Consider the following 20,230-nt stretch of genomic DNA (forward strand, 5'->3'; position numbering starts at 1 on the left):
GTCGCTGGTGGGCAAGCGCCAGTACCGCAAGGAGGTCGCCAAGGTCCGCGCCGCATGATCAGCGGCTCACACCGTCGGCGGGCCGCCGCAACAGGCTGAGGTCGGCCCGCCGCGGCAGGCTCTCCCAGTCGCCCTGGGAGGTCACCGCGAACGCCCCCGCCGCGCACGCCGTGCTGAGCCGCTCCGCGGGCTCCGCCCCCGCCAGCCAGTCCGCCAGCCAACCGGCCGCGAAGGCGTCCCCGGCCCCCACGGGGTCCACCTCGGTCACCGCGTACGGCTCCGCGTGCCGTACGAGACCGTCGGACAGCTCCATCGCGCCCTTCGCCCCGAACTTGACCAGCACGTGCCGCGGCCCGAGCGCCGCCAGCGCCTTGGCCAGCTCGGCGGCCCCTTCGACGTCGGCGATCAGCCGGCCCTCGGCCTCGGTCGCGAACAGCACGTCCACGTCGCCGACCGTCTCCCGCAACCACGCCCCCGCCTCGGCAGGAGTCCACAACGCCCGGCGGTAGTTGACGTCGAGCGAGACCAGCACTCCGGCGGCCCGCGCCGCGGCGATCGCGTGCCCCACGGCCTCGCGCGCCGAATCCGAGAGCGCGGGCGTGATCGCCGAGACGTGCAGCACCCGCGCCGATCTGATGAGCTCGGGGTCGAGGTCGGCGGCGGACAGCCGCGAGCCCGCGCTGTCCTTCCGGTAGTAGCGCACGTCAATGAGGTCGGCCGTGCGCCTGCCCTTGATCATCAGCCCCGTGGGCGCGCCGGGATCGGGGATGGCCCGCACGTCCACGCCCTCGCCCGCGAGGGTCGAGCGGATCAGGTCGCCGAACTCGTCGGCCCCCACCCTGCCGATCCACGCCGCGCCGTGGCCGAGCCGGGCGACGCCGATCGCGACGTTCGACTCGGCGCCGCCCAGACCCAGGTCGAAGTCGCGGGCGAAGCGCAGCGGCCCGGTGCGGCGGGCGGCGAACAGCGCCATGGTCTCCCCGAAGGTCACCAGATCGGTCATCGGCTCGGGCTACCCAGCTTTCTCGAGATCCGCCAGACGGACTGTCATGTTGTCAGGGCTTGGACGGGCGGTCAAAGACTGAGATTTCGTGCTTGTCGCCTGGCGCCAGGAACTCCAGTAGCCGCAGGCCTTCCTTCTCGGCCTCCTCCAGGACCGGGATCGGCCGCCACTGGTGGATGCCGAGCGTGGAGGTGCCCTTGGCGCGGGTGACCGTCCAGTCTCCGGCCGTGAAGCCGTCGATCAGGATGACGCGCGGCATCACGTTCGTGCCCACGAAGCCCTGGAGCGCCGCCTGCCCGGTCTCGGTGATGACCCTGGAGCGGTCGGCGTGCGACAGGAACAGGTTGTCGAAGTCATACATGAAGCGGACAGGTGCCGAAATTTCCTCTGAAGGCCGTATGGCGTCTGGCAAGTCGTACAAAGTGCGGCCGGACTCGTCCCTGAAGCGGACCAGGTCCAGCGGCTCCACCACCTCGGCCAGCCGCGTCAGGCCGCACCACGTCTGCACGTCCATCACCGACGCGGGACCGAACGCCGCGAGATAGCGCAGCACCAGCTCGGCGGGTGTCATCGGCGGCGCCTCGAAGCCCAGCCACGACTCCGCGCTCGTGTGCGCGACCGGGCCGCTCTTGCCCCACAACCCGCGCGGCGGCACCTGCACCAGCGGAACCAGCCAGCGCACCGCCTGGCTGAGCGCGTGCTGATCGTGCGAAGGCCACTTTCCGGCCAGCGACTTGCCGAGCTCCGCGAACGTCATCGGCCGCCCCTCCAGCAACGCCCGCCCGGACGCCGCCAGCTCGGCCAGGTCCACCCCTTCCAGCCGCTTGCCGTACGCGCCCTTGGTGCCGCGCTCGGTGACGATCTGCAGCAGTGGCCGCATGGCCAGGCAGTCGCGGGCGGTGACGAGGTGGATGGTGGAGCGTTGCAGCACGATGCGCACGAGCTCGCGCGAGAGCAGCAGGTCGGCGGCGTCGGCGGGCTTGAAGCCCTCGATGCGGTTCCACAGGCCGGTGTACCAGGTGTGCGGGGTCTGCGCCTGCAGGCCGCCGAGGCGCTCCACGACCTCCGGGACGGATCCGCCGGTGCGGCGCAGCAGGTGCTGCCTGTCGAGTGTGGCCCGGTTGAGCGCCCTGCGGCTGATGAGGGGGTCCATCGTTCCAAGGTAGGGGCTATTGCGGCCGGTCCCGGGCCGCAATAGCCCCAATGGAGCCGGCGGATCGCCGGCGTGTGGTCTCCTAACGCCTGATGGTACGCGCGTTTCCGTACTCTCTGAGGAACTCGTCCCAGTCCGTGTGCTGGGCGATCTGCAGGTCCGCGTAGTAGCGCGAGATCGTCCGCTCCATCGGGAAGTACGCGCTGAGCCCGCCGCACCCGTCCACCTTGTCGCCCTGGTGCGCCTCGTTGATCACGAAGCCGCCCGGGGTGTGGATGGCCAGCAGCTTGTCGGCCACCGAGGCCAGCGTCGGGCCGGTCCGCGAGTCGGCGACCAGCGCCAGGCAGAGCGTACGCAGGTCGACCAGCGACCGGTCGAAGTTGAACCGGGTGGCGACCGACTGCACGCTGTCCACGACGGACCTGTTGGCCTGCACCTGCTGCCGCAGCCCACCGGCGAGCGTCTCGAACTCGCGCATGAACTCCTCGATCCGCGTCGCGTCCACCGCGCACTGGGTGACCGTCTGGTGCGAGCCGCGGTAGGACCTGACGTACTCGTCCACGACTGTCCGCCCGAGCTCACGCCCGTCCATGCGCGGGTTGGCGGCCATGGCGGACAGGATCTCGGTGTACGGCCAGCCCTCGTTGGGCTCCAGCTCCTCCGAGCCCACGACGGTGCCGACGTGCTCGCGGATCTCGTAGCAGACCTCGAGGTTGCTCATGAGGCAGGCGTCCATGCCCAGCAGGTCGATCGGCCGGCCGAGGTCCTCGTGGATGCGGCGCATGACGTTGCGCAGCTCGATGGTGTCCAGCGAGTGCAGCGTGCCATCGTCGCTGGCGATCGCGCGCTCCTGCCCGCTGGGCAGCTTGAGCACCTCGCCCAGGGACGACGTGAACACCGCCTTGGTGATCTCCGGGGTCTGCGCCAGCCTGGCCAGCTCGGAGAACGCGGGTTCACCGTCGGCCGGGGCCATGCGCGGGGCGCGCCGGACGTACCCGGTCTCGATGTCGCGCCTGACGGAGCGGCCCCTGACCTGGGTGTAGATCTGGTCGAGGTCGTCGGGGGTCCAGCCGCCGCCGTGGTTCCAGATCACCAGCGCGTACCGCCGGGCCGGGGCTCGCCTGACGGCCCAGCGTACGAACTGCATGACCGTGCGCGGGTCGCCCGAGTCGACGGGCGGCGGCAGCTCCTCGATCAGGTCGGGGCCGCCGCCGGGGCTGATCTCGATGTGCTGGGCGCGGCCGCCGGTGCTCTGCTGCTTGACGAACGCGGTGACCCGCACCCCGTTGTACGACGGCACGGCCCGCAACTCCTCCAGGTCGCGTCCCGCGGCGTCGGACAGGTTGTTGTTGCCCGCCAGGTAGATCATGAAGTTCCACTCGGCCGGCTCGCCCTGGGGGGACTCGGTGACCATGGTCCGCGCGGTCTGGCCGAGCGCCTGCCACGTGCTCGGACCGGCCACGCCGTCGGCGGGCAGTCCCTCGCGTTGCTGCAGATTGAGCAGGGCTCCGTAGGTGGAGCCGCCGAAGTACCCGTCGGCCTGCACTCGGTAGCCGCGGGTGCGCAGCAGCTCCTGGAGCCGCCTGACCTCTTCTCCCGTGCTGCCGAGTCGCAGCGTGGGCCCGGCCATCAGTCGGCCGCCCAGTGGAAGTTGAAGCACTTGGCGTCGGGCGACAGGTCGCCGGTCGGGAGGACGTACATCGGGGTGTGGACGCCGAACATCTTGGCCTTCCACAACACGATGTTCCCGCCGGTCTGCACGGACCTGGAGTCGAAGCTGGCGTGGATCTCGCCGTCGGTCTCGACGAAGCAGATCTGCCTGTCGCTGTCGTCGGTGACCTGGACGCCCTTCCACCACAGGCCGTGGGGGGCCAGGCTGATCCGCACCTCGGTGGTGCCCGGGGGAGCGGGGGTCTCGGTCAGGTAGAGCACGTCGCCGTCGCGCAGCCGGTGCGCGCTGACGAGGTCGTGCCTGCTGATTCTGATGAGCTGGAGCGGGCCGCGGGCCGGCAGCCGCTCGTACCGTACCGGCGAGCGCTGGTCGCCGTGCACGATGGCGAGCAGCTCGGGCAGCTGCGAGACGATGGCGGGCAGCGTGGCCTGCAGGATCGGGCCGAAGTAGCGCTGGTTGAGCTCCCGGTCGGTCACGCGTACGGGGTGCTCGGCGCGGGCGCCGTGCATGGTCTGGAGCAGCCCTGGCAGCACCTGCAGCATGATCGGCGTGATCGTGCCGACGAGCTGCGGCACGAACTGCAGGAAGCGGTCGTCCTCGTTCTGGTCGGTGTCCGACTTGGCGGGGCCGAACGAGAGCAGCTGCTCCACCAGCGGCGGCGTGATGGCCTGGACGACGGGCATGAGCACGGAGGCGACGTCCATGAAGGACCGGTCGGCCGCGAGCTGGGCGTAGGTCTCTGGGATGGGGTACCGCTGGATCGGGTAGTCCATGGGCCGCTGCTGTTGTGGCCGGGCGCCGAATTGCTCGGCGGCCTGGTGGGTCAGCTGGAGGCCCTGGAGGATCGTGGGGAACAGCACGTTGAGAATGCGTGCTTCCGTACCCCGCTGCTCCTCTGCGATGTAGGACGGCATGAGGTTCTCCCGATGTTTTGGGGCATTCGTCCACGTTGGACGCTATGAACGTGCTTTGCCGCGAGCATCAGGGAACGCCCTGGGGATAACCCCGGGGCGAGTCCCTAATGACGCGGGGAACTGACTCGGGTCAAACGGCACTGGACGCCCGCCGGACCAAGGCACACGATGAACTTTGGCCAGGAGGGTGAGTCCGATGACAACCCGCGCCGTTCGCAACGGACCCGAGCGCTCCCGGGACGAACAGTTCGTCGGCCGCAGCCGCGAACTGGCGGTGCTGCACGCCCAGCTCGGCCGGGTCTGCGAGGGCCGGTCCAGCCTGGTTGTGCTGGAAGGGCCGTCCGGGATCGGCAAGACCGCGCTGGCGGGGGAGTTCCTGTCCGCCGTCGAGAACGCGGTCGTGCTGGACGTGAGCGGCGACGAAGGCGAGTCCGAGCTGCCCTATGGCGTGCTGGGGCAGCTCGGGGGGCAGGCGCAGCCCGTACCCGAGGTGCTGGCCTGCCTGCCGGGGTCCGGCGCCCTGCCGGGGCCGGGTGTGCCCGATCCGCTGGTGGTCGGTGCCGCGCTGCTGGAGTTGCTCGCCCAGCTCCAGCACGCCGCGCCCGTGGTCATCGCGATCGACGGGGCGGACTGGGCCGACCTGCCCTCGCTGCAGGCGCTGACGTTCGCGCTGCGGCGGCTGCGTACCGATCGGGTGCTGGCCATCGTGATCGTCAGGGAGAGCGACCACCCCAGGCTGCCCGACGGGCTGCGGCGGCTGCTGCGCAGCAGCGCCGCGCTCCGGCTGCCGCTGAGCGGGCTGAGCACCCGCGAGCTCCAGGCGCTCAGCGCCAGGCTCGGTCCGGTACGGCTGACCCCGCAGGCGGCCGAGCGGCTGCACCAGCACACCAAGGGCGTGCCCCTGCATGCCCGGGCCCTGCTCCAGCAGGTACGCGCCGAGACGCTGGCCGACGTGGACGCCCCGCTGCCCGCGCCGCGCGCCTACACGACCTTCGTCCTCGACCGGCTCGGGCGGTGCGAGACCTCGGCGCAGCGGCTGGCGACGGCGGCCGCCGTGCTCGGCACCTCCGCGCCGCTGCACCTGGTGGCGCGGATGGCGGAGCTGTCCGAGCCGCTGCCCGCGCTGGAGCAGGCCACGGGCGCCGCGCTGCTGGTCGAGTGGCGCACGGGGGCAGGGGTCTCGCTGGGTTTCCCGAACCCGCTGGTCAGGGCCGCCATCTACCACGACCTCGGCCCGGCGACCCGCCGCCGGCTGCACCTGGTGGCCGCCGACCTGGTGGACGACGCGGTGCACCGGCTGCACCACCGGCTCGCGGCGGCCGATCAGGTGGACGAGGAGCTGGTGCGGGAGGTGGCCAGGGTGGGGCGGCGGCAGGCGGCGGCGGGGCGCTGGTCGAGTGCGTGCGGCTGCCTGACGCGGGCGGTGCAGCTCACCGCGGAGGGGCCCGCGCGGGACCGGCTCATCGCGGAGGCCGTGGAGGCGCTGCTGGCGGCGGGCCGACCGGGGGACGCGGGTGCGCTGACCGCCCAGGTGGCCCCCGCGGCCGATCCCGCGGTCCGCGACTACGCGCTGGGGTCGGTGGCGCTGGTGGCCGGGCGGCTGGACGAGGCCGGCCGGCTGCTCGACAACGCCTGGTCACACGCCGAACGCGACCCGGCGCTCGCCGCGGGGATCGCGGGCCGGCAGGCCCTGGCGTCCCTGATCCGCGGCCACGGCACCGACGCGGCCACGTGGGCGGAACGGGCCGCCGGCGGCCTCGTGTCGGATGGTCGGGAGGGGCTGGCATCTGGTGGTGAGCTGGTGCGGTTCGCGCAGCTCGTCGGGCTCGGGTTGGCGGGGTGCGTCGAGGAGGGGCTGGCGCTGAGCAGCGAGTTGCCGGTGCCCGCGCAGGGGGCGGCGGGGGAGCTGGACGCGCTGCTCGGCCGGGGCATGTTGCGGCTGTGGGCCGACGATCTGGCCGGAGCGCACGACGATCTGCTCGGCCTGCTCACCGTGAGCGCCGACGCGTCCGCGCCCTTCCAGCTGCTCGTGGCGACCGCGCTGGCCCAGGCCGAATACCGGCTCGGCCGCTGGGACGAGGCCGTCGCGCACGCCGAGATCGGCGCCTCCACCGCCGACGACTTCGGCCAGGAGTGGCTGGCGAGCTACGCCCACGCGGTGGCCGCTCTGGTGCCCGCCGCCCGGGGCGAGTGGGAGCGGGCCCTCACACACGTGCGCGCCGCCCGCGCCGCCTGCTGCCCGGACAACACCACGGCCCAGGTCGGTACGGCCTGCGCCGACGCCCTCGTGGCCACCGCCCGAGCCGACCACGAGGCGGCCATCACCGCGCTCATGCCGCTGACCAGGACGAACCTGCCCGACGAGCCGGCCGCCGCACTCTGGCGTACGCTGCTGGCCGACGCCCTGGTCAACGCCGGCCGGCTGGAGGAGGCCGAGTCGGTGCTGGTGCCGTGCGAGGTGCTCGCCCTGGACCGGGACCGTCGCAGCGTCCTGGCCGCCGCCGCCCGCGCCAGGGCCGGGCTGCACGCGGCCAGGCACGAGCCGGTCGAGGCGGAGACCGCATACCAGGTCGCGCTGGAACACACGGCCAAGATCGACATGCCGTTCGAGGAGGCCACGATCCGGCTCGCGTTCGGCACCTTCCTGCGTCGCCGGGGTCGCCGGGCCGCCGCCGCCGAGCAGCTCGAAGCCGCCCAGCTCACCTTGTCCAGGCTGGGGGCGCTGCCGTACCTGGAGCAGTGCGACCTGGAGCTGGCCGCGAGCGGGCGGGCGGTGCTGCGCCCGCAGGACACCGCCAGGCTGGGGCTGACGCCACAGGAGCACACGGTGGCGGTGCTGATCAGCAGAGGGCTGACCAACCGGCAGGCGGCGCGCAAGCTGGTGCTGAGCGTCAAGACGGTCGAATACCACCTGAGCCACATCTACACCAAGCTCGGCATCACCTCGCGGACGGCGCTCATCGGCCGGCTGAGCGACCTGGGGGAATGACCGAGCGGGGTCCGGCTGACGTGGACGCCCTCAGGTGAGCGGGCCGTGCGGGGTTATCGTGAGGCTGAGGCCGTCCGGCCAGGTGATCGTCACGTGGTCGCCGACCTCAACCGTGGGCGCCGTCGCGTCCGCGCCCAGGACCGCCAGGGCCACCGCCCAGCCATCGTCCGTTACGCCGTCGAGCACCGGGACCAGGGCCGGGGTGCCGAACGCCGTGCCCTCGGCGGACTCGCGGACGGATGCGATCGTGTAGCCGTACAGGCCGGTCAGGACGGAATCGGGCGCGTCCGGCGAGGTGAGCTGCACGAACCCGTCGCGGACGTCGGCGGTGGCCGCGGGCAGGGCCCAGCCGGTCTGGCGGACCCGCGAGCCGGGCGCGACGCGGTGCACGCGCACCTCGGCGGCCCCCCGGACGACGCTCACGCTCTCGACACCCTCGCCCGCCGAGGCCGCCCACCACAACTCGCCCGCCCGGCCCGCCCCGCGCGGCTCGATGATGCCGCGGGCCGTGACCGTGCCGTCGTCCAGCACCAGGCCGAAGTGGTTGTCGGGGAACTCGTCCGAGGTCGGGCCCGTGTGCGTCGAGTAGGCGTAGCGGTCGTAGAGCGGGTCTCCGACGTAGCGTTGCGAACCGTGGTTGAGCACGCGGGCGATCCCGCCCGCGTTCTGCACCACCAGCCCAGGACCCGGAAGGGCGAGCAGGCCGTCCGGGGCGGGCTCCTCCGTGGCCGTCCAGAGCGGGTGGTCGGCGGGGGCCAGCAGGCCGGCGAACGCCTTGGCGGCCCAGTACGGCGACGCCGACCCCGAGTACGGCTGCAACGACGCCTCATGCGGCCCATGCCAGCCCAGCGTGAGCAGGCCCTCGGGGGAGAGCGCACCGCGTTCGAGGAAGTGACGCACCGCCCCCGAGGCGAGCCGCCGGGTGGCTCCGGGCGACAATGGGGTGTCGCCGGTCACCGCGCCCAGCATCAGCGCCGCCACCGCCGCGAACCTGTAGGTGACCGACCGCCCCTGATAGAGCGGCTCCCCCTCCGCCCCGAACATCAGCGCGTACGACCCGAGGAACTCCCGCAATCGAGCACGGTGCACAGGGAGCGAGACGCCGGACAGCAGGTCGTACAGGACCGGGTAGAAGTGCAGGGCCCAGCCGTTGTAGTGGTCGAAGGAGCGGTTGTCACCGTCGGAGTACCAGCCCTGGCCCACGTGCCAGGGCTCGATGCGGGCCAGCCCGCGGTCGATCGCGGCGTGCGCGGCCTCCTCCTCGACCCCGACGCTCGCCAGGAACCCGCCGACGGTCAGCGGGAAGAGCCACCAGTTGTTGTCGGCGGGCTCGTGGGAGAACACCGTGGCCAGATACGCGGCGAGCCGCTCACGTTCACCGTCCGCCAGCGTGTCCCACAGCCGCTCGCGGGTCAGCCAGAGCCCCAGGGCCAGCGAGGCGGCCTCCACCATCGGCTGGAACCGGTCCTTCACCGCGGGCCAGGCCCCGGGACCGCTGACGAACCCGGCCCGGTACGGCTCCAGCAGCGCGGCCGGCCCGCCCCCGGCCACCCGGAAGGCGGCGATCAGGAACGTACGGGCGAAACCCTCCATCCCATCGCAGTCCGACCAGCTCGCCCGCCCCGGCAGCCGGATCGTCGCGCCGTCCTCCGACCGGTACGGCTCCACCGTCGCGAGCAGATCGTCGGCCAGGGCCTCCCAGTGCCGTCGCGTCCACCCCGTGTACGGGCTGAGCGTACGATCCTCTGCGGGCAACATGGAGCTCCAGACTTTGGAAACCGCTTTCCCACAAGCTAGGGTGGCGTCCCCGCGATACGCAAGAGCGAGGTGCCGGGGGTTTGGTTCCGGGGGGAGCGATATGACCGAAAATCGGCCGAAGACCCTGCTCGCCATGGGCCGCCAGGTGGCGCGACGGCTCATCACCAGCCAGGTGCGCGACCGCCTGCTGCGGCTCGCCGACGTGGACCCCGATCTGGTGGCCGACGACTTCGCCGACCCGGCCGTGGCCGGGGCGCTGGCCGCCGCCGAGGTGCTCTACACGAGCTGGGAGTGCCCGCCCATCACCGGCGACGTGCTGGCCAGGGCGCCCAGGCTGCGCGCGATCGTGCACGCGGCGGGCAGCGTCAAGCACCACGTCACCGAGGCGTGCTGGCGGCGCGGCCTGCTCGTCTCGTCCGCGGCGGCGGCCAACGCAGAGCCCGTCGCCGAATACACGCTGGCCTCGATCCTGTTCGCCAACAAGCGGGTGCTGGACATCGCCGGGCTCTACCGCGAGCACCGGACGGGGCTCGACCTGGAGGGCCGGTTCCCGGGATTCGGAAACTACCGGCGTACGGTCGGCGTCGTCGGCGCCTCCAGGATCGGCCGCCGGGTGATCGAGCTGCTGCGGCCGTTCGAGCTCGACGTGCTCGTCGCGGACCCGTACCTGACCGAGGACCTGGGCGTGCCGCACGTCGAGCTGGAGGAGCTGTTCGAGCGGTGTGACGTGGTCAGCCTGCACGCGCCCGCGCTGCCGGAGACCAGGCACCTCGTCGACGCCGCCCGCCTCGCGCGCATGCGCGACGGCGCGACGCTGATCAACACGGCCCGCGGCGCCCTCGTCGACCACGACGCGCTCACCGCCGAGCTGGTGAGCGGACGGCTCCACGCGGTGATCGACGTGACCGAGCCCGAGGTGCTGCCCGCCGGCTCGCCGCTCTACGACCTCCCGAACGTCCTGCTCACGCCGCACATCGCCGGCTCGCTCGGCGGGGAGCTGGCACGCCTCGCCGACCTGGCACTCGACGAGCTCTCCAGGTACGCCGAGGGCCGGCCTCTCCGGTACGGCGTCACCGAGGAGACGCTCGCCATCAGCGCGTGATGACGGGGGTGGCAGGTCGGCCCTACGCTGCCCTTCATGCAAAGACGCGTGATCGACGGCCGCTTCGAGTTGGTCGAGCGGCTCGGCGGCGGGGGCATGGGCCTGGTGTGGCGGGCCTGGGACGTGGCCCTGCACCGCGAGGTCGCGCTCAAGGAGGTACGCCCGCCGGACCCCTCGATGGACGAGGCCGATCCGGCCGGCGCCCGCGAGCTGCGGGCCAGGGTGCTGCGCGAGGCCCGCGCCCTGGCCCGGCTGAACCATCCGCACGTCGCCACCATCCACCACATCGTGGACCCTGGTGAGCAGGGTTACCCGTGGATCGTCATGGAGCTGGTCTCCGGCGGCTCGCTCCAGGACCGGCTCCAGCGCGGGCCCATGCCGCCGTGGGAGGTGGCGCGGCTCGGGCGCGAGGTCTTATCCGCCTTACGGGCCGCGCACGCCGTCGGCATCCAGCACCGCGACGTCAAGCCCGCCAACGTGCTGTTGCGCGAGGACGGCCGGTCGGTGCTCACCGACTTCGGCATCGCGGCGGTGCGCGAGTCCACGAGCCTGACGGCCACGGGGTCGTTCATCGGATCGCCCGAGTACATGGCGCCCGAGCGCATCAACGGCGTCGAGGGCGACCCGGCCTCCGATCTGTGGTCGCTCGGGATGCTGATGTACGTGGCGGTGGAGGGACGGCATCCGCTGCGCAGGAGCACCACGCTGGCGACGCTGGCCGCCGTGCTCAACCAGGATGTGCCGCCGCCCGAGCGCGCCGGACCCCTGGGTCCCGTCCTGCACGCCCTGCTCAGACGCGACCCGCCGGCCAGGCCCGACGCCGAGACCCTGGACCGCATGCTGGCCCCGACCGCCGAACCGGGCCACTGCGTTTCGGTGGCTCCCATACACGGCGGGCCGGTGCCGTCCGCCCAGAGCGTGCCTTCCATGCACGGCGGGCCGGTGCCGTCCGCGCAGAGCGGGCCTTCCATGCACGGCGGGCCGGTGCCGTACGCCCAGACCCGGCCGCCGATGTCGGCGGGGGCTCCCGGGGCCGGGCACACGGTGCCGCCCGGATACGGTCACGCGGCGCCGCATCCGCCCCCGTGGGGTGCGGCGCCCGTCCCGCAGGCGAGCACCGTGCACTCGCGCCGCGGCCGTCACGGCGCCCGCAACGCCGCGATCGCGGCGTCCACGGCGGCGGTCGTGGTGGCGGGCGTGCTGGTGTGGCGATTGCTCCCGATCCAGATCCCGGCCACCGCGACAGACGAGCCGCGGTCGTTGTCGTTCACGCCTCCGACGGTGACCGGGGACTTCAGGTCGTCCCCGCAGCCGAGCACCGGCAGCACCGCGCCCGCCAACCTGCTCACCCCGGCGGGCATGCGCTACATGATCACGAAGCTCAAGCCGGTCATCGGCGGCAGCAAGGTCGTCAGGCTGGTGGTGTACCCGACGTACGCCTCCGCCGAGGCGCCGCTCAAGAAGGACCCGGAGATCTACGACCGGTACGACTACCGCGACGGCGCGGCCTCCCGCTCGGGAATGGGCGGCAAGGTGATCACGCCCGTGGTGGACCTGAACAGGTACAACTGGGACGCGCTCCCCGCCCTGATCAAGAAGGCGAACAAGGATCTGGGCGTTCCCAAGCCCACCACGCGTTACGTGATCGTGGACCCCGACTACGCGTTCGCGACGCCGCGCCAGGTGCTGCTCGTCTACGTGTCCGACGGCTACCGCTCGGGCTACCTGGTCGCCAACCTCCAGGGCAAGGTGGTCAGGACGTACCCGGCCTGACCACGGCGCCGTGAACGTCAGCTGCCCGAACGTCGCCCGCCTGGTCAGCAGGCCCGCTGGTAGCCGCTCTCCGGGATCAGGCGGGTCCACTCGGCCTTGCTCAGCGGACCGCCCGCCCTGGCGCACACCTCCCGCGCGGTCAGCGCCGGATCGACCGGGCTCTCGCGTACGGTGCCGTCGAGCGCCACGCCGCGCAGCCGCTTGCCGTCCTGGCTGAAGGCCAGCCCCGCGGCCCACGCCCCCACCTGGCCGACCTCGCGCAGGGCACTCGCGTCCCACAACGAGGTACGGGCGGCGTCGACCGCCAGCAGGTCGCCGTCCGGGGAGAAGCGCAGCTCGTCCACCGGGGCCGTGCCGGTCTCGATCGTGCCGCGGCGCTCGCGCCCGCGCACGTCCCAGAGCAGCACCCGGCCGCCGTCCAGGCCGAACGCCAGCGTGCGGCCGTCGGGCGAGAAGGCGACCGCGGTCGGCGCGGGCGGGACGGTTCCACGGGTCTGATCGGCTGTGACGAGCGGGGTGACCTCGCCCGTGCCGAGGTCGAGAACGTTGGCGCCGGCGGCCAGCGTCGAGCCGTCCGGGCTGAAGGCCAGCGCCAGGTTGCCCGCGCCCTCGTACACCTTGATGCGCCGCCCCTCGCGCACGTTCCACGTCTCCAGGGTCCTGCCGCGGGCGGTGGCCAGCGTGTCGCCCTTGGGGGAGAGCGCCACGGCGGGTACGTCGCCGCCCGCGTCGATGGCGGTCACCTGCTTGCCGCCCGCCACCTGCCACACGGTCACCGGGTCGCCCGCGACGGCGAGCAGCCGGCCCCCCGCGTCGAAGGCCAGGTCTCCGGCGGCGGCGATCCGGCCGAGCTGCCGGTGTTCGACGGTGTCGGTGAGCTCGATCGTGTTCCCCTCCTCCTTGGCCGCGACCCGCCCGTTGTCCGAGAGCGCGGCTGCCCGGCCCTGCTCGTAGGGGACCGGCAGCCCGGAGACGTCGAGCGAGACGACCGAGCCGGTGCCGCTGAGGTAACGCAGCGTCTGCCCGTCGGCGGAGAACGCCAGGCCGTGGTCGTGGTCCCTGAGCGGGTAGGCGCCGGCCAGCCGCCGCTCGGCCACGTTCCAGACCCGCACCTCGCCGGCGCCGGGGAGGGCGAGCAGGCGGCCGTCGGGGCTGAAGACGGGCGGGCCGTCGGCGACGTCATGGACCGTCCCAGAGCCGTCCGCCGCCTCCTCGCCACGAGCGCTCTCCAGGGGGACCTTGAGCGGCTCCACGCGAGGGCTCCTCAGCGCGTCCGTGCTGGTCGGCGTCGGGCCCTCGGCGCCCAGGGTGTCCGAGCTGCCCGTACGCACCGCCCCCGCGTCTCTCGACTCCACCAGCGTGATCCCGTCGCGCCCCGCCACGGCCAGCGTGGTCCCGTCCGGGCTGAACGCCAGGGCGGGCGCCGCCGCGTCAGCCCCGGTGAGCGGCTGTACCTCGACGCTCCCGGTCCGCACCCGGCCGACCGGCTCCCACAACTCCACCCGCCCGTCCAGCCCGGAGAACGCCGCCCTCGCCCCGTCACCGGAGATCGCCACCTTGCGGTCGGCGACGTCGAACAGCACCTCGCCGCCCCGGTAGACCCGCGTCCTGTTCCCCTTGCCGATCGCATACGTGACCCCCACCGGCACCCGCCCCGTGGCCACCTCGAACGGCCGCCCGTCGGCCCCCTCCGCGAACCTCCCGTCGTCGCTCAACGCCGCGATCCCCGTGGGCAACGCATAGGAGGCGAGCCGCCGGCCGCCGGCCACATCCCAGACGGTGACCGTACCGGTGCCCCATTTGACCAGCTCGTCCCCACGCAGCAGGTAGTGGGCACCCTGATCGGCCGCCGGATCGTTGAACACCCCCAGCTCCGGCTGCACCAGCGAGGCCTGCAACGCCGCCCGCGCCTCGAACACCGGCGACAACCGCCAGGCGGCCACGCTCAGCCGCATCGCCGTACGCGGATCGGACGAGCGCAGCGCCTCGGCCCTGGCGGCCACGGCCCGCGCGTCGGCCTCGACGAGGCGGCCGCGCAGGTCGTTCTGCCCGTGCACGGACACGACGGACATCGTCACCGCCACGGCCAGCACCGCCCCGAGCGTCGCCAGCGAAGGGGCGAGGAGCTTCCTGCGCTGCTTGGACAGGGCCACGCTGTCGTTGATGAAGTCGCGTTCGAGCTGGTTGAGCCGCAGGTGGCGGCGTTTGGTCGCGGCCCAGCCGAGCGCCGTGTCGAGCGCCTGGCCGCGGTAGAGGTGGCTGCGGCCGCGCCGGTGCTCCGACCAGTGCCGGGCGGCCTCGCGGATCTGCCGGTGCACGTGCAGCCCGTCACGCTCGGCCGCGACCCAGCCGCGCAGCCGGGGCCAGGCCCGGTAAAGAGCGGCGCTGGCCGGCGACACCCGGTCGTCGCTGACGGCCACGAGCTTGCCGACGGCGGTCTCGGCCGGCGGTACGCGTACGCTGCGGCGTACCAGGAGACCGGCGTCCATGAGCGGGGCCAGCACGTCGCCCTCGTCGTGCGGGTCGTCACCGTCGAGCAGGCGCAGCAGCAGCCCCGGCACCTCCTCCTGCTGCCGGGGCGTGAGGGTCAGGTACACCTCCTCGGCCACCTCGCCGAGCGATCGCGCCCCCGCGTACCCCTCGGGAGGCCGCAGCTCGGCCGCGGTCCCGACGGGCAGTTCCCCGGCCTCGGGCCGGTCCGCGGGGTCCTTGGCCAGTGCCCGCCCCACCACCTCGCGCAGCGCGTCCGGCAGCCCGCCCAGGTCGGGGTCCACGGTCAGCAGCCGGTGCATGACCCCGCCCAGGCTCTCCCCGCGGAACGGATCGCGCCCGGTGGCCGCGAACAACACCACCGCACCCCACGCGAACACGTCCGCCGCCGCCCCGGCCTCCCGCCCGGTCAGCACCTCGGGAGCCGTGTACGTGTACGTCCCGCCGACGGGCACGCCCAGCTCGATCACCTTGGGACCGTCGTCGGCCAGCAACACGCTCTCCGGGTTGAGCCCGCGATGCGTCAGCCCGGCCTCGTGCAACGCGCCCAGCGCGGCGGCCAGGGCGTCCGCCAGCGCGACCAGCTCGTCACCCGCGTAGGGTCCGTGCAGCTCGACCGCCTGCCGCAGGTCCGGCCCGGACACGAACTCGCTCACCACGTAGGGGACGCCCTCGTCGATCCCGACGCTCACCACCTCCGCCAGCCGGCGGCAGGACACGCGCTCGAACCGCCGCCCGACCTCGCCCCGCGGCACCGTGACGGCGTATCTGCGGCCCTCGTCGTCGTAGGCGTCGTAGACCACGCCGCGCCCGCCCGCGCCGAGCCGGGCGGCCAGCCAGTAGCCGCCAAGCCTCTCCGGGTCACCGGGCACCAAGCGCATCGTCACTGATGCTTAGATGCACGGCACCGCCTATTGGTTGTCCGAAAATGACACCACGGGTCCCCCGCGCGCCTCGGGGGACCCATGTGTCATGATCATTATGCCAGGCTTCTGGATCTTGCCGGCCATTCGGGGCGGAGCACCGACATGATCAGCTCGTCGTGCCACTCGCCGTCCCACAACAGGGCGTCGCGCTGCACGCCCTCCTCCACGAAGCCGACCTTCTTGTACACGTGCCGGGCCCGCTCGTTGAAGGCGAACACGCCGAGGCTGATGCGGTGCAGCGGCGTCGTGGCGAAGGCGTGGTCGAGCACCAGGGTGATCGCCTCGGTGCCGTAACCCTTGCCGAACGCCCGCGCGCCGATCAGCGCTATGCGGAGGTTGCAGGAGAGGTTGTTGACGTCGAGCTCGTTGAGCACGACCTCGCCCACATAGTCGTCGCCCGCCATGATCGCCAGGTCGAGCCGGTCGGCCTGCTCGCCTCTGGTGGCGTACCACCGGCGGGCGCCTTCGGGGCCGGCTTCGCCGTGCGAGCCTGTCAGCCGCTTCACCTCCGGGTCGGAGACCAGCTCGATGAGGCCTTCGACGTGCTCGGGACCGGCCGGGCGCAGCGTCACGCGCTCACCCGTAAGCGTGGGTTTCTCGGCGAACATCCCCTCTGGCTATCAGTCCCGATCACCCGCGGGCAAACCCATTTTCCGCAGTACGGCGTCGCGCACCTGCTCGGGGCTCAGCACGCCGACGTCGCACACCAGGTCCGCCACCTGGCGGAAGTAGGGCGCGCGGCGGGCCCGCATCGCGGCCGGGCCGAAGTCGGGGCGGTGGTCGCTCGAACGCATCCGCTGGGCCAGCACTTCGTCGGCCGCGTCCACCCAGACCACGAACGCGCCGCGCAGCGCCGCGCGTACCCGGGGGGCCTCGACCGTGCTGGCCGCCGCCGCGATCACCTTGGGCTCGCCGGCCAGCTCGTGCAGCACGTGCTCGGCTTCGTACCGGTGCAGCGTGTCGGCCCCTTCCCGGGCGGCGATCTGCGCGGCGGTGCCGCCGTACTTCGCCAGCAGGAACGGGTCGCTGTCACTGAACGACAACCCCAGCGCCGCGGCGATCAACCGGCCCGCGCTGGTCTTGCCCGAGCCCATCAGCCCGATCACCACGACTGGTTTGTTTTTCGACATGTGGATAGAGGTTCCTTCGTATCAAGGAGGTAACCCTGATGACCATCGCCGGAAGCATCATCCTCATCATGCTCGGTGCGATCCTCACGTGGGCCGTCGAGTTCGATCTCGCCGGCCTCGACATCAACGTAGTGGGTGTCATCCTCATGCTCGGCGGACTCGCCGGACTCGCGTTCGGCATATACAGGATCAACGTCACCCGTAGGGCGGTCGGCCCCATCGACGAGCCGGTGCACCGCCACGACATCTACGAGGAGCCGGAGACCCGCAGGACCTCCGTGTACGAGGAACGCCGACACTACGACGAACCAACGCTGTAGGAGGTGAATCGACATGCCAGCCGTTGAAGAGCTGCCGTCGACCATCAAGCGTTCGCCGAAGAAGGCGCAGAACACCTGGATCAAGGCCCACGACCACGCCGTGGAGGAGTACGGCGAGGGGCGGCGCGCCCACATGACCGCGTTCGCCGCGCTGAAGCACTCCTTCGAGAAGATCGGCGACCACTGGGAGCCGAAGGCGAAGAAGGGGCCCTCGGACAAGGGCGCCATGGACCGGTCCGGCCGGACGGCCGAGGGCGTCGACGCCAACGCCAGCAGGGAACACCTGCAGAACGTGGCGGCCAAGCTCGGCGTCCGCGGGCGGTCGCGGATGACGAAGCAGGAGCTGGTGGGCGCCATCAAGAAAGCCAACAGGCGGGCTACGGCGAAGGCCCGCTAACACACCCGCGGGGGGCGAGCCCCCCGCGTCCCCCCCAACACACACGCGGGGGGCGAGCCCCCCGTCCCCCCCAACACATGCGCGGGGGGCGAGCCCCCAGTCCCCCTAACACACACGTGGGGGGCGGGCCCCACACCAAAACCCCAAAACCAAAACCCCAAAACCAAAACCCCAAAACCAAACCCAAAACCCACTCCCTATAACACCATCTTCGATGGCGTTATAGGGAGTGCTTGACCGCGTCGGCGATCGCGTGGCGGTCGATGCGGGCGTCGGCGAGTTGCTCCTCCGGCGTTGCCGACCCGGGCAGCCCCGTCACGGCCAGCTTCACCACCCGGGGCCCGAGCTCGCTGACGGCGTCCATCACCGCGTCGCCGAGCCCGCCCTCCAGCCGGTGATCCTCGACCGTGATCAGGTTGCCGGTGGTGGTGGCCGCCTCGATCAGCACCGCCGAGTCGACGGGCTTGACCGAGTACAGATCGATCACCCCCACCGGAGTCCCGGCCGCCGCCAGCTCGTCGGCCGCGGCCAGCGCCTCGTGCACGGTCACACCGGCCGCCACGATCGTGGCCCGGTCGCCCGGCGAATGCCGCAACACCCGCGACCCGCCCACGGGGAACCGCTCGCCCGGCGGGTAGATCACCGGCGTGGCCCCGCGCGTGGTCCGCAGATAGGACACGCCTTCGACGTCCGCCATCTCGGCGGTCAGGGCGGCCGTCTGGTTCGCGTCACACGGGTAGAGCACGGTGCTGCCGTACACGGCCCGCAGCATCGCCAGATCCTCCAGCCCCATCTGCGACGGCCCGTCCTCCCCGATCGCCACCCCCGCGTGCGACCCGACCAGCCGGATGGACGCGCGGCTCACCCCGGCCATCCTGATGAAGTCGTACGCCCTGGTCAGGAACGCCGCGAACGTGGCCGCGTACGGTGTCCAGCCGCGCACCTGCAGCCCGACGGCGGCGGCGACGAGCTGCTGCTCGGCGATGTACATCTCGAAGAACCGCTCGGGGAACTCCTCCCCGAACGTCGCGGTCTTGGTCGAGTCCGCCACCTCGCCGTCCAGCGCCACGACATCCCCCCGAGCCGCGCCGAGCGCCGCCAGCGCCTCACCGTACGCCTCCCGGGTGGCGATCTTCTCACCCACCTTGTACGCGGGCAGGCTCAAGGGCCTGGTCCCGAACAGATACGGCGGGGGAGCGTCAGAGGGCGGCCTGCGCACCTCGATCCGCACGTTCCGAGGCCCACCCAGCTCGTCGATCGCCTTGTCAGGATCCTTGAGCGCCTTGCCATGAGCACCTTCGCGATTCTCGACCTCCAGGACCCCTTCCCCCTTACGGGTCTTGGCCAGGATCACGGTGGGCCGCCGGCGCGTGTTGCAGGCATCACTCAGGGCGTAGTCGATCTGCCCCGGATCATGCCCGTCGATCTCGATCGTGTGCCACCCGAACGCCCCGAACCTGCGTGCATAGGCCCCCGTGTCCCACCCGTGCCGGGTCGGCCCCCGCTGCCCGAGCCTGTTCACGTCCACGATGGCCGTCAGATTGGCCAGCCCTTCACACCCGGCATGCTCGGCCGCCTCCCAGATGGACCCTTCGGCCAGCTCACTGTCCCCGCAAAGCACCCACACCCGGTACGGCAACCGCTCCAGCCGTCCCGCCATGGCCACCCCGACCCCGACCGGCAAACCCTGCCCCAGCGACCCGGTGGCCACATCCACCCAGGGCAGCCGCGGAGTGGGATGCCCTTCGAGCCGGCTCCCGCGCCGCCGGAACGACAACAACTCCTCGTCGCTGATCACGCCGGCCGCTTTGTAGAGCGAATAGAGCAGCGGGGAGGCATGGCCCTTGGAGAAGATGAGCTGATCGTTGGCCGGATTGCCGGGCTCGTCGAAGTCGTAGCGGAGATGACAGGCGAACAACACGGCCATCAGATCGGCGGCGGACATGGACGAGGTCGGATGACCGGAACCGGCTTCGGCGGCGGCCCGCACGGAGTCGACCCGCAACTGCGCGGCCAGGTCGGCCAGGTACTGAAGATCGCGCTCAGGCATCATGACCTCCTCGAAACGATTCCCCGCCGCCTACCCCTCCCAGCCCGCTTAACGCAACGAACCCAGCCCCCGCTACGCCGATCGAAACGCTGATCACCACCACTACCCGCCCGCTGAGTGGCGACATGTCGAGGTCAGCCCGCTTCACCGTTCCGTCGCAGCTTCTGGCGGCGTACGGCCAGCACGATGTCGATCACCGTGACGATCGCCAGCACGATCGCGACACCCGTCATGACCGGGGCCCCCGCGATGAGCCCCAGCACCGCGAACGCGAACAGGAACATCAGCATGAACGACCCCACCCTGATGTGCACCACGTCGCGCGGCGTGGCGGGCACCATGGGATGGCCCCTGCTGTTCCCCTCCTCGTGCCACTCTCCGTGATCAGGCGTATCTCGGTTATCCGACATGTCGCCCACCTGCCCGTGCTGTTTGCCGCCTAACGTCCGGGGTAGCCGTGCCCCAGGCGGGCGGCAGGCGACTTCGGGCAGCGAGCGGGTGGTTATCGACCTGATTCGCGCCGTTTGAGCTGTTCAAACCCGGGCATGCGGCG

General features: G+C 72.1%; 15 protein-coding genes. 5 read left to right on the top strand and 10 right to left on the bottom strand.

Annotated features, from left to right (window positions below):
• Window positions 1-58: 58 nt before the first annotated feature.
• The 4 genes from ACFLIM_RS16290 to ACFLIM_RS16305 form a co-directional block, all read right to left on the bottom strand.
• The gene (locus ACFLIM_RS16290; RefSeq protein ID WP_393166065.1) at window positions 59-1,003 is read right to left on the bottom strand and encodes a sugar kinase; all 945 of its coding nucleotides are present in this window, start codon (window positions 1,001-1,003) and stop codon (window positions 59-61) included.
• A gap of 52 nt (window positions 1,004-1,055) precedes the next feature.
• Window positions 1,056-2,156, bottom strand: a complete 1,101-nt coding sequence (locus tag ACFLIM_RS16295; protein WP_393166067.1) for a winged helix DNA-binding domain-containing protein — start codon at window positions 2,154-2,156, stop codon at window positions 1,056-1,058.
• An 82-nt stretch (window positions 2,157-2,238) separates the two neighbouring features.
• Window positions 2,239-3,786: a clostripain-related cysteine peptidase gene (locus ACFLIM_RS16300; RefSeq protein WP_393166069.1), complete on the bottom strand. Its 1,548-nt coding sequence runs from the start codon at window positions 3,784-3,786 to the stop codon at window positions 2,239-2,241.
• Window positions 3,786-4,742, bottom strand: a complete 957-nt coding sequence (locus tag ACFLIM_RS16305) for a hypothetical protein (RefSeq protein WP_393166072.1) — start codon at window positions 4,740-4,742, stop codon at window positions 3,786-3,788. The genes ACFLIM_RS16300 and ACFLIM_RS16305 overlap by 1 nt, the downstream gene beginning before the upstream one ends.
• A 196-nt stretch (window positions 4,743-4,938) precedes the next feature.
• Between ACFLIM_RS16305 and ACFLIM_RS16310 the strand changes: the two genes are divergently transcribed.
• Window positions 4,939-7,731, top strand: coding sequence for a helix-turn-helix transcriptional regulator (locus tag ACFLIM_RS16310; protein ID WP_393166074.1), 2,793 nt, complete (start codon window positions 4,939-4,941; stop codon window positions 7,729-7,731).
• Window positions 7,732-7,761: 30 nt separating this feature from the next.
• On the opposite strand, the gene ACFLIM_RS16315 is transcribed toward ACFLIM_RS16310, so the two are convergent.
• A complete protein-coding gene (locus ACFLIM_RS16315; RefSeq protein WP_393166076.1) occupies window positions 7,762-9,489 on the bottom strand; it encodes a DUF2264 domain-containing protein in 1,728 nt (575 codons plus the stop codon).
• A 100-nt stretch (window positions 9,490-9,589) separates the two neighbouring features.
• Between ACFLIM_RS16315 and ACFLIM_RS16320 the strand changes: the two genes are divergently transcribed.
• Together ACFLIM_RS16320 and ACFLIM_RS16325 are read left to right on the top strand one after the other, a co-directional pair.
• Window positions 9,590-10,591: a hydroxyacid dehydrogenase gene (locus ACFLIM_RS16320; protein ID WP_393166078.1), complete on the top strand. Its 1,002-nt coding sequence runs from the start codon at window positions 9,590-9,592 to the stop codon at window positions 10,589-10,591.
• 36 nt (window positions 10,592-10,627) lie between these two features.
• Window positions 10,628-12,364: a serine/threonine-protein kinase gene (locus ACFLIM_RS16325; protein WP_393166080.1), complete on the top strand. Its 1,737-nt coding sequence runs from the start codon at window positions 10,628-10,630 to the stop codon at window positions 12,362-12,364.
• 44 nt (window positions 12,365-12,408) lie between these two features.
• On the opposite strand, the gene ACFLIM_RS16330 is transcribed toward ACFLIM_RS16325, so the two are convergent.
• The 3 genes from ACFLIM_RS16330 to ACFLIM_RS16340 all read right to left on the bottom strand — a co-directional run bounded on the left by ACFLIM_RS16330 (window position 12,409) and on the right by ACFLIM_RS16340 (window position 16,910).
• Window positions 12,409-15,726 (bottom strand): protein kinase domain-containing protein, encoded by a 3,318-nt coding sequence (locus tag ACFLIM_RS16330; protein WP_393166082.1) that lies wholly within the window; start codon window positions 15,724-15,726, stop codon window positions 12,409-12,411.
• Between the two features lie 107 nt (window positions 15,727-15,833).
• On the bottom strand, window positions 15,834-16,388 hold the full coding sequence (locus tag ACFLIM_RS16335; protein ID WP_393166084.1) for a GNAT family N-acetyltransferase: 555 nt from the start codon (window positions 16,386-16,388) through the stop codon (window positions 15,834-15,836).
• Window positions 16,389-16,400: 12 nt separating this feature from the next.
• A complete protein-coding gene (locus ACFLIM_RS16340) occupies window positions 16,401-16,910 on the bottom strand; it encodes a shikimate kinase (RefSeq protein WP_393166086.1) in 510 nt (169 codons plus the stop codon).
• 38 nt (window positions 16,911-16,948) lie between these two features.
• On the opposite strand from ACFLIM_RS16340, the gene ACFLIM_RS16345 reads away from it, so the two are divergent.
• Together ACFLIM_RS16345 and ACFLIM_RS16350 are read left to right on the top strand one after the other, a co-directional pair.
• A complete protein-coding gene (locus ACFLIM_RS16345; protein WP_393166088.1) occupies window positions 16,949-17,230 on the top strand; it encodes a hypothetical protein in 282 nt (93 codons plus the stop codon).
• A 13-nt stretch (window positions 17,231-17,243) separates the two neighbouring features.
• The gene (locus ACFLIM_RS16350; RefSeq protein WP_393166090.1) at window positions 17,244-17,627 is read left to right on the top strand and encodes a ChaB family protein; all 384 of its coding nucleotides are present in this window, start codon (window positions 17,244-17,246) and stop codon (window positions 17,625-17,627) included.
• Between the two features lie 220 nt (window positions 17,628-17,847).
• Here ACFLIM_RS16350 and ACFLIM_RS16355 read toward each other — a convergent pair whose 3' ends face one another.
• Both ACFLIM_RS16355 and ACFLIM_RS16360 read right to left on the bottom strand, forming a co-directional pair.
• The gene (locus ACFLIM_RS16355; RefSeq protein ID WP_393166092.1) at window positions 17,848-19,680 is read right to left on the bottom strand and encodes a transketolase; all 1,833 of its coding nucleotides are present in this window, start codon (window positions 19,678-19,680) and stop codon (window positions 17,848-17,850) included.
• Between the two features lie 131 nt (window positions 19,681-19,811).
• A complete protein-coding gene (locus tag ACFLIM_RS16360) occupies window positions 19,812-20,087 on the bottom strand; it encodes a hypothetical protein (RefSeq protein WP_393166094.1) in 276 nt (91 codons plus the stop codon).
• Between the last annotated feature and the right edge of the window lie 143 nt (window positions 20,088-20,230).

It is taken from the genome of Nonomuraea marmarensis (genome assembly GCF_043197025.1).
Classification (GTDB): Bacteria; Actinomycetota; Actinomycetes; order Streptosporangiales; family Streptosporangiaceae; genus Nonomuraea; species Nonomuraea marmarensis.

Coding starts and splice junctions, on each gene's coding strand:
- ACFLIM_RS16290 (WP_393166065.1), bottom strand. CDS start 1,003: ATGACCGATCTGGTGACCTTCGGGGAGACCATGGCGCTGTTCGCCGCC.
- ACFLIM_RS16295 (WP_393166067.1), bottom strand. CDS start 2,156: ATGGACCCCCTCATCAGCCGCAGGGCGCTCAACCGGGCCACACTCGAC.
- ACFLIM_RS16300 (WP_393166069.1), bottom strand. CDS start 3,786: ATGGCCGGGCCCACGCTGCGACTCGGCAGCACGGGAGAAGAGGTCAGG.
- ACFLIM_RS16305 (WP_393166072.1), bottom strand. CDS start 4,742: ATGCCGTCCTACATCGCAGAGGAGCAGCGGGGTACGGAAGCACGCATT.
- ACFLIM_RS16310 (WP_393166074.1), top strand. CDS start 4,939: ATGACAACCCGCGCCGTTCGCAACGGACCCGAGCGCTCCCGGGACGAA.
- ACFLIM_RS16315 (WP_393166076.1), bottom strand. CDS start 9,489: ATGTTGCCCGCAGAGGATCGTACGCTCAGCCCGTACACGGGGTGGACG.
- ACFLIM_RS16320 (WP_393166078.1), top strand. CDS start 9,590: ATGACCGAAAATCGGCCGAAGACCCTGCTCGCCATGGGCCGCCAGGTG.
- ACFLIM_RS16325 (WP_393166080.1), top strand. CDS start 10,628: ATGCAAAGACGCGTGATCGACGGCCGCTTCGAGTTGGTCGAGCGGCTC.
- ACFLIM_RS16335 (WP_393166084.1), bottom strand. CDS start 16,388: ATGTTCGCCGAGAAACCCACGCTTACGGGTGAGCGCGTGACGCTGCGC.
- ACFLIM_RS16340 (WP_393166086.1), bottom strand. CDS start 16,910: ATGTCGAAAAACAAACCAGTCGTGGTGATCGGGCTGATGGGCTCGGGC.
- ACFLIM_RS16345 (WP_393166088.1), top strand. CDS start 16,949: ATGACCATCGCCGGAAGCATCATCCTCATCATGCTCGGTGCGATCCTC.
- ACFLIM_RS16350 (WP_393166090.1), top strand. CDS start 17,244: ATGCCAGCCGTTGAAGAGCTGCCGTCGACCATCAAGCGTTCGCCGAAG.
- ACFLIM_RS16355 (WP_393166092.1), bottom strand. CDS start 19,680: ATGATGCCTGAGCGCGATCTTCAGTACCTGGCCGACCTGGCCGCGCAG.
- ACFLIM_RS16360 (WP_393166094.1), bottom strand. CDS start 20,087: ATGTCGGATAACCGAGATACGCCTGATCACGGAGAGTGGCACGAGGAG.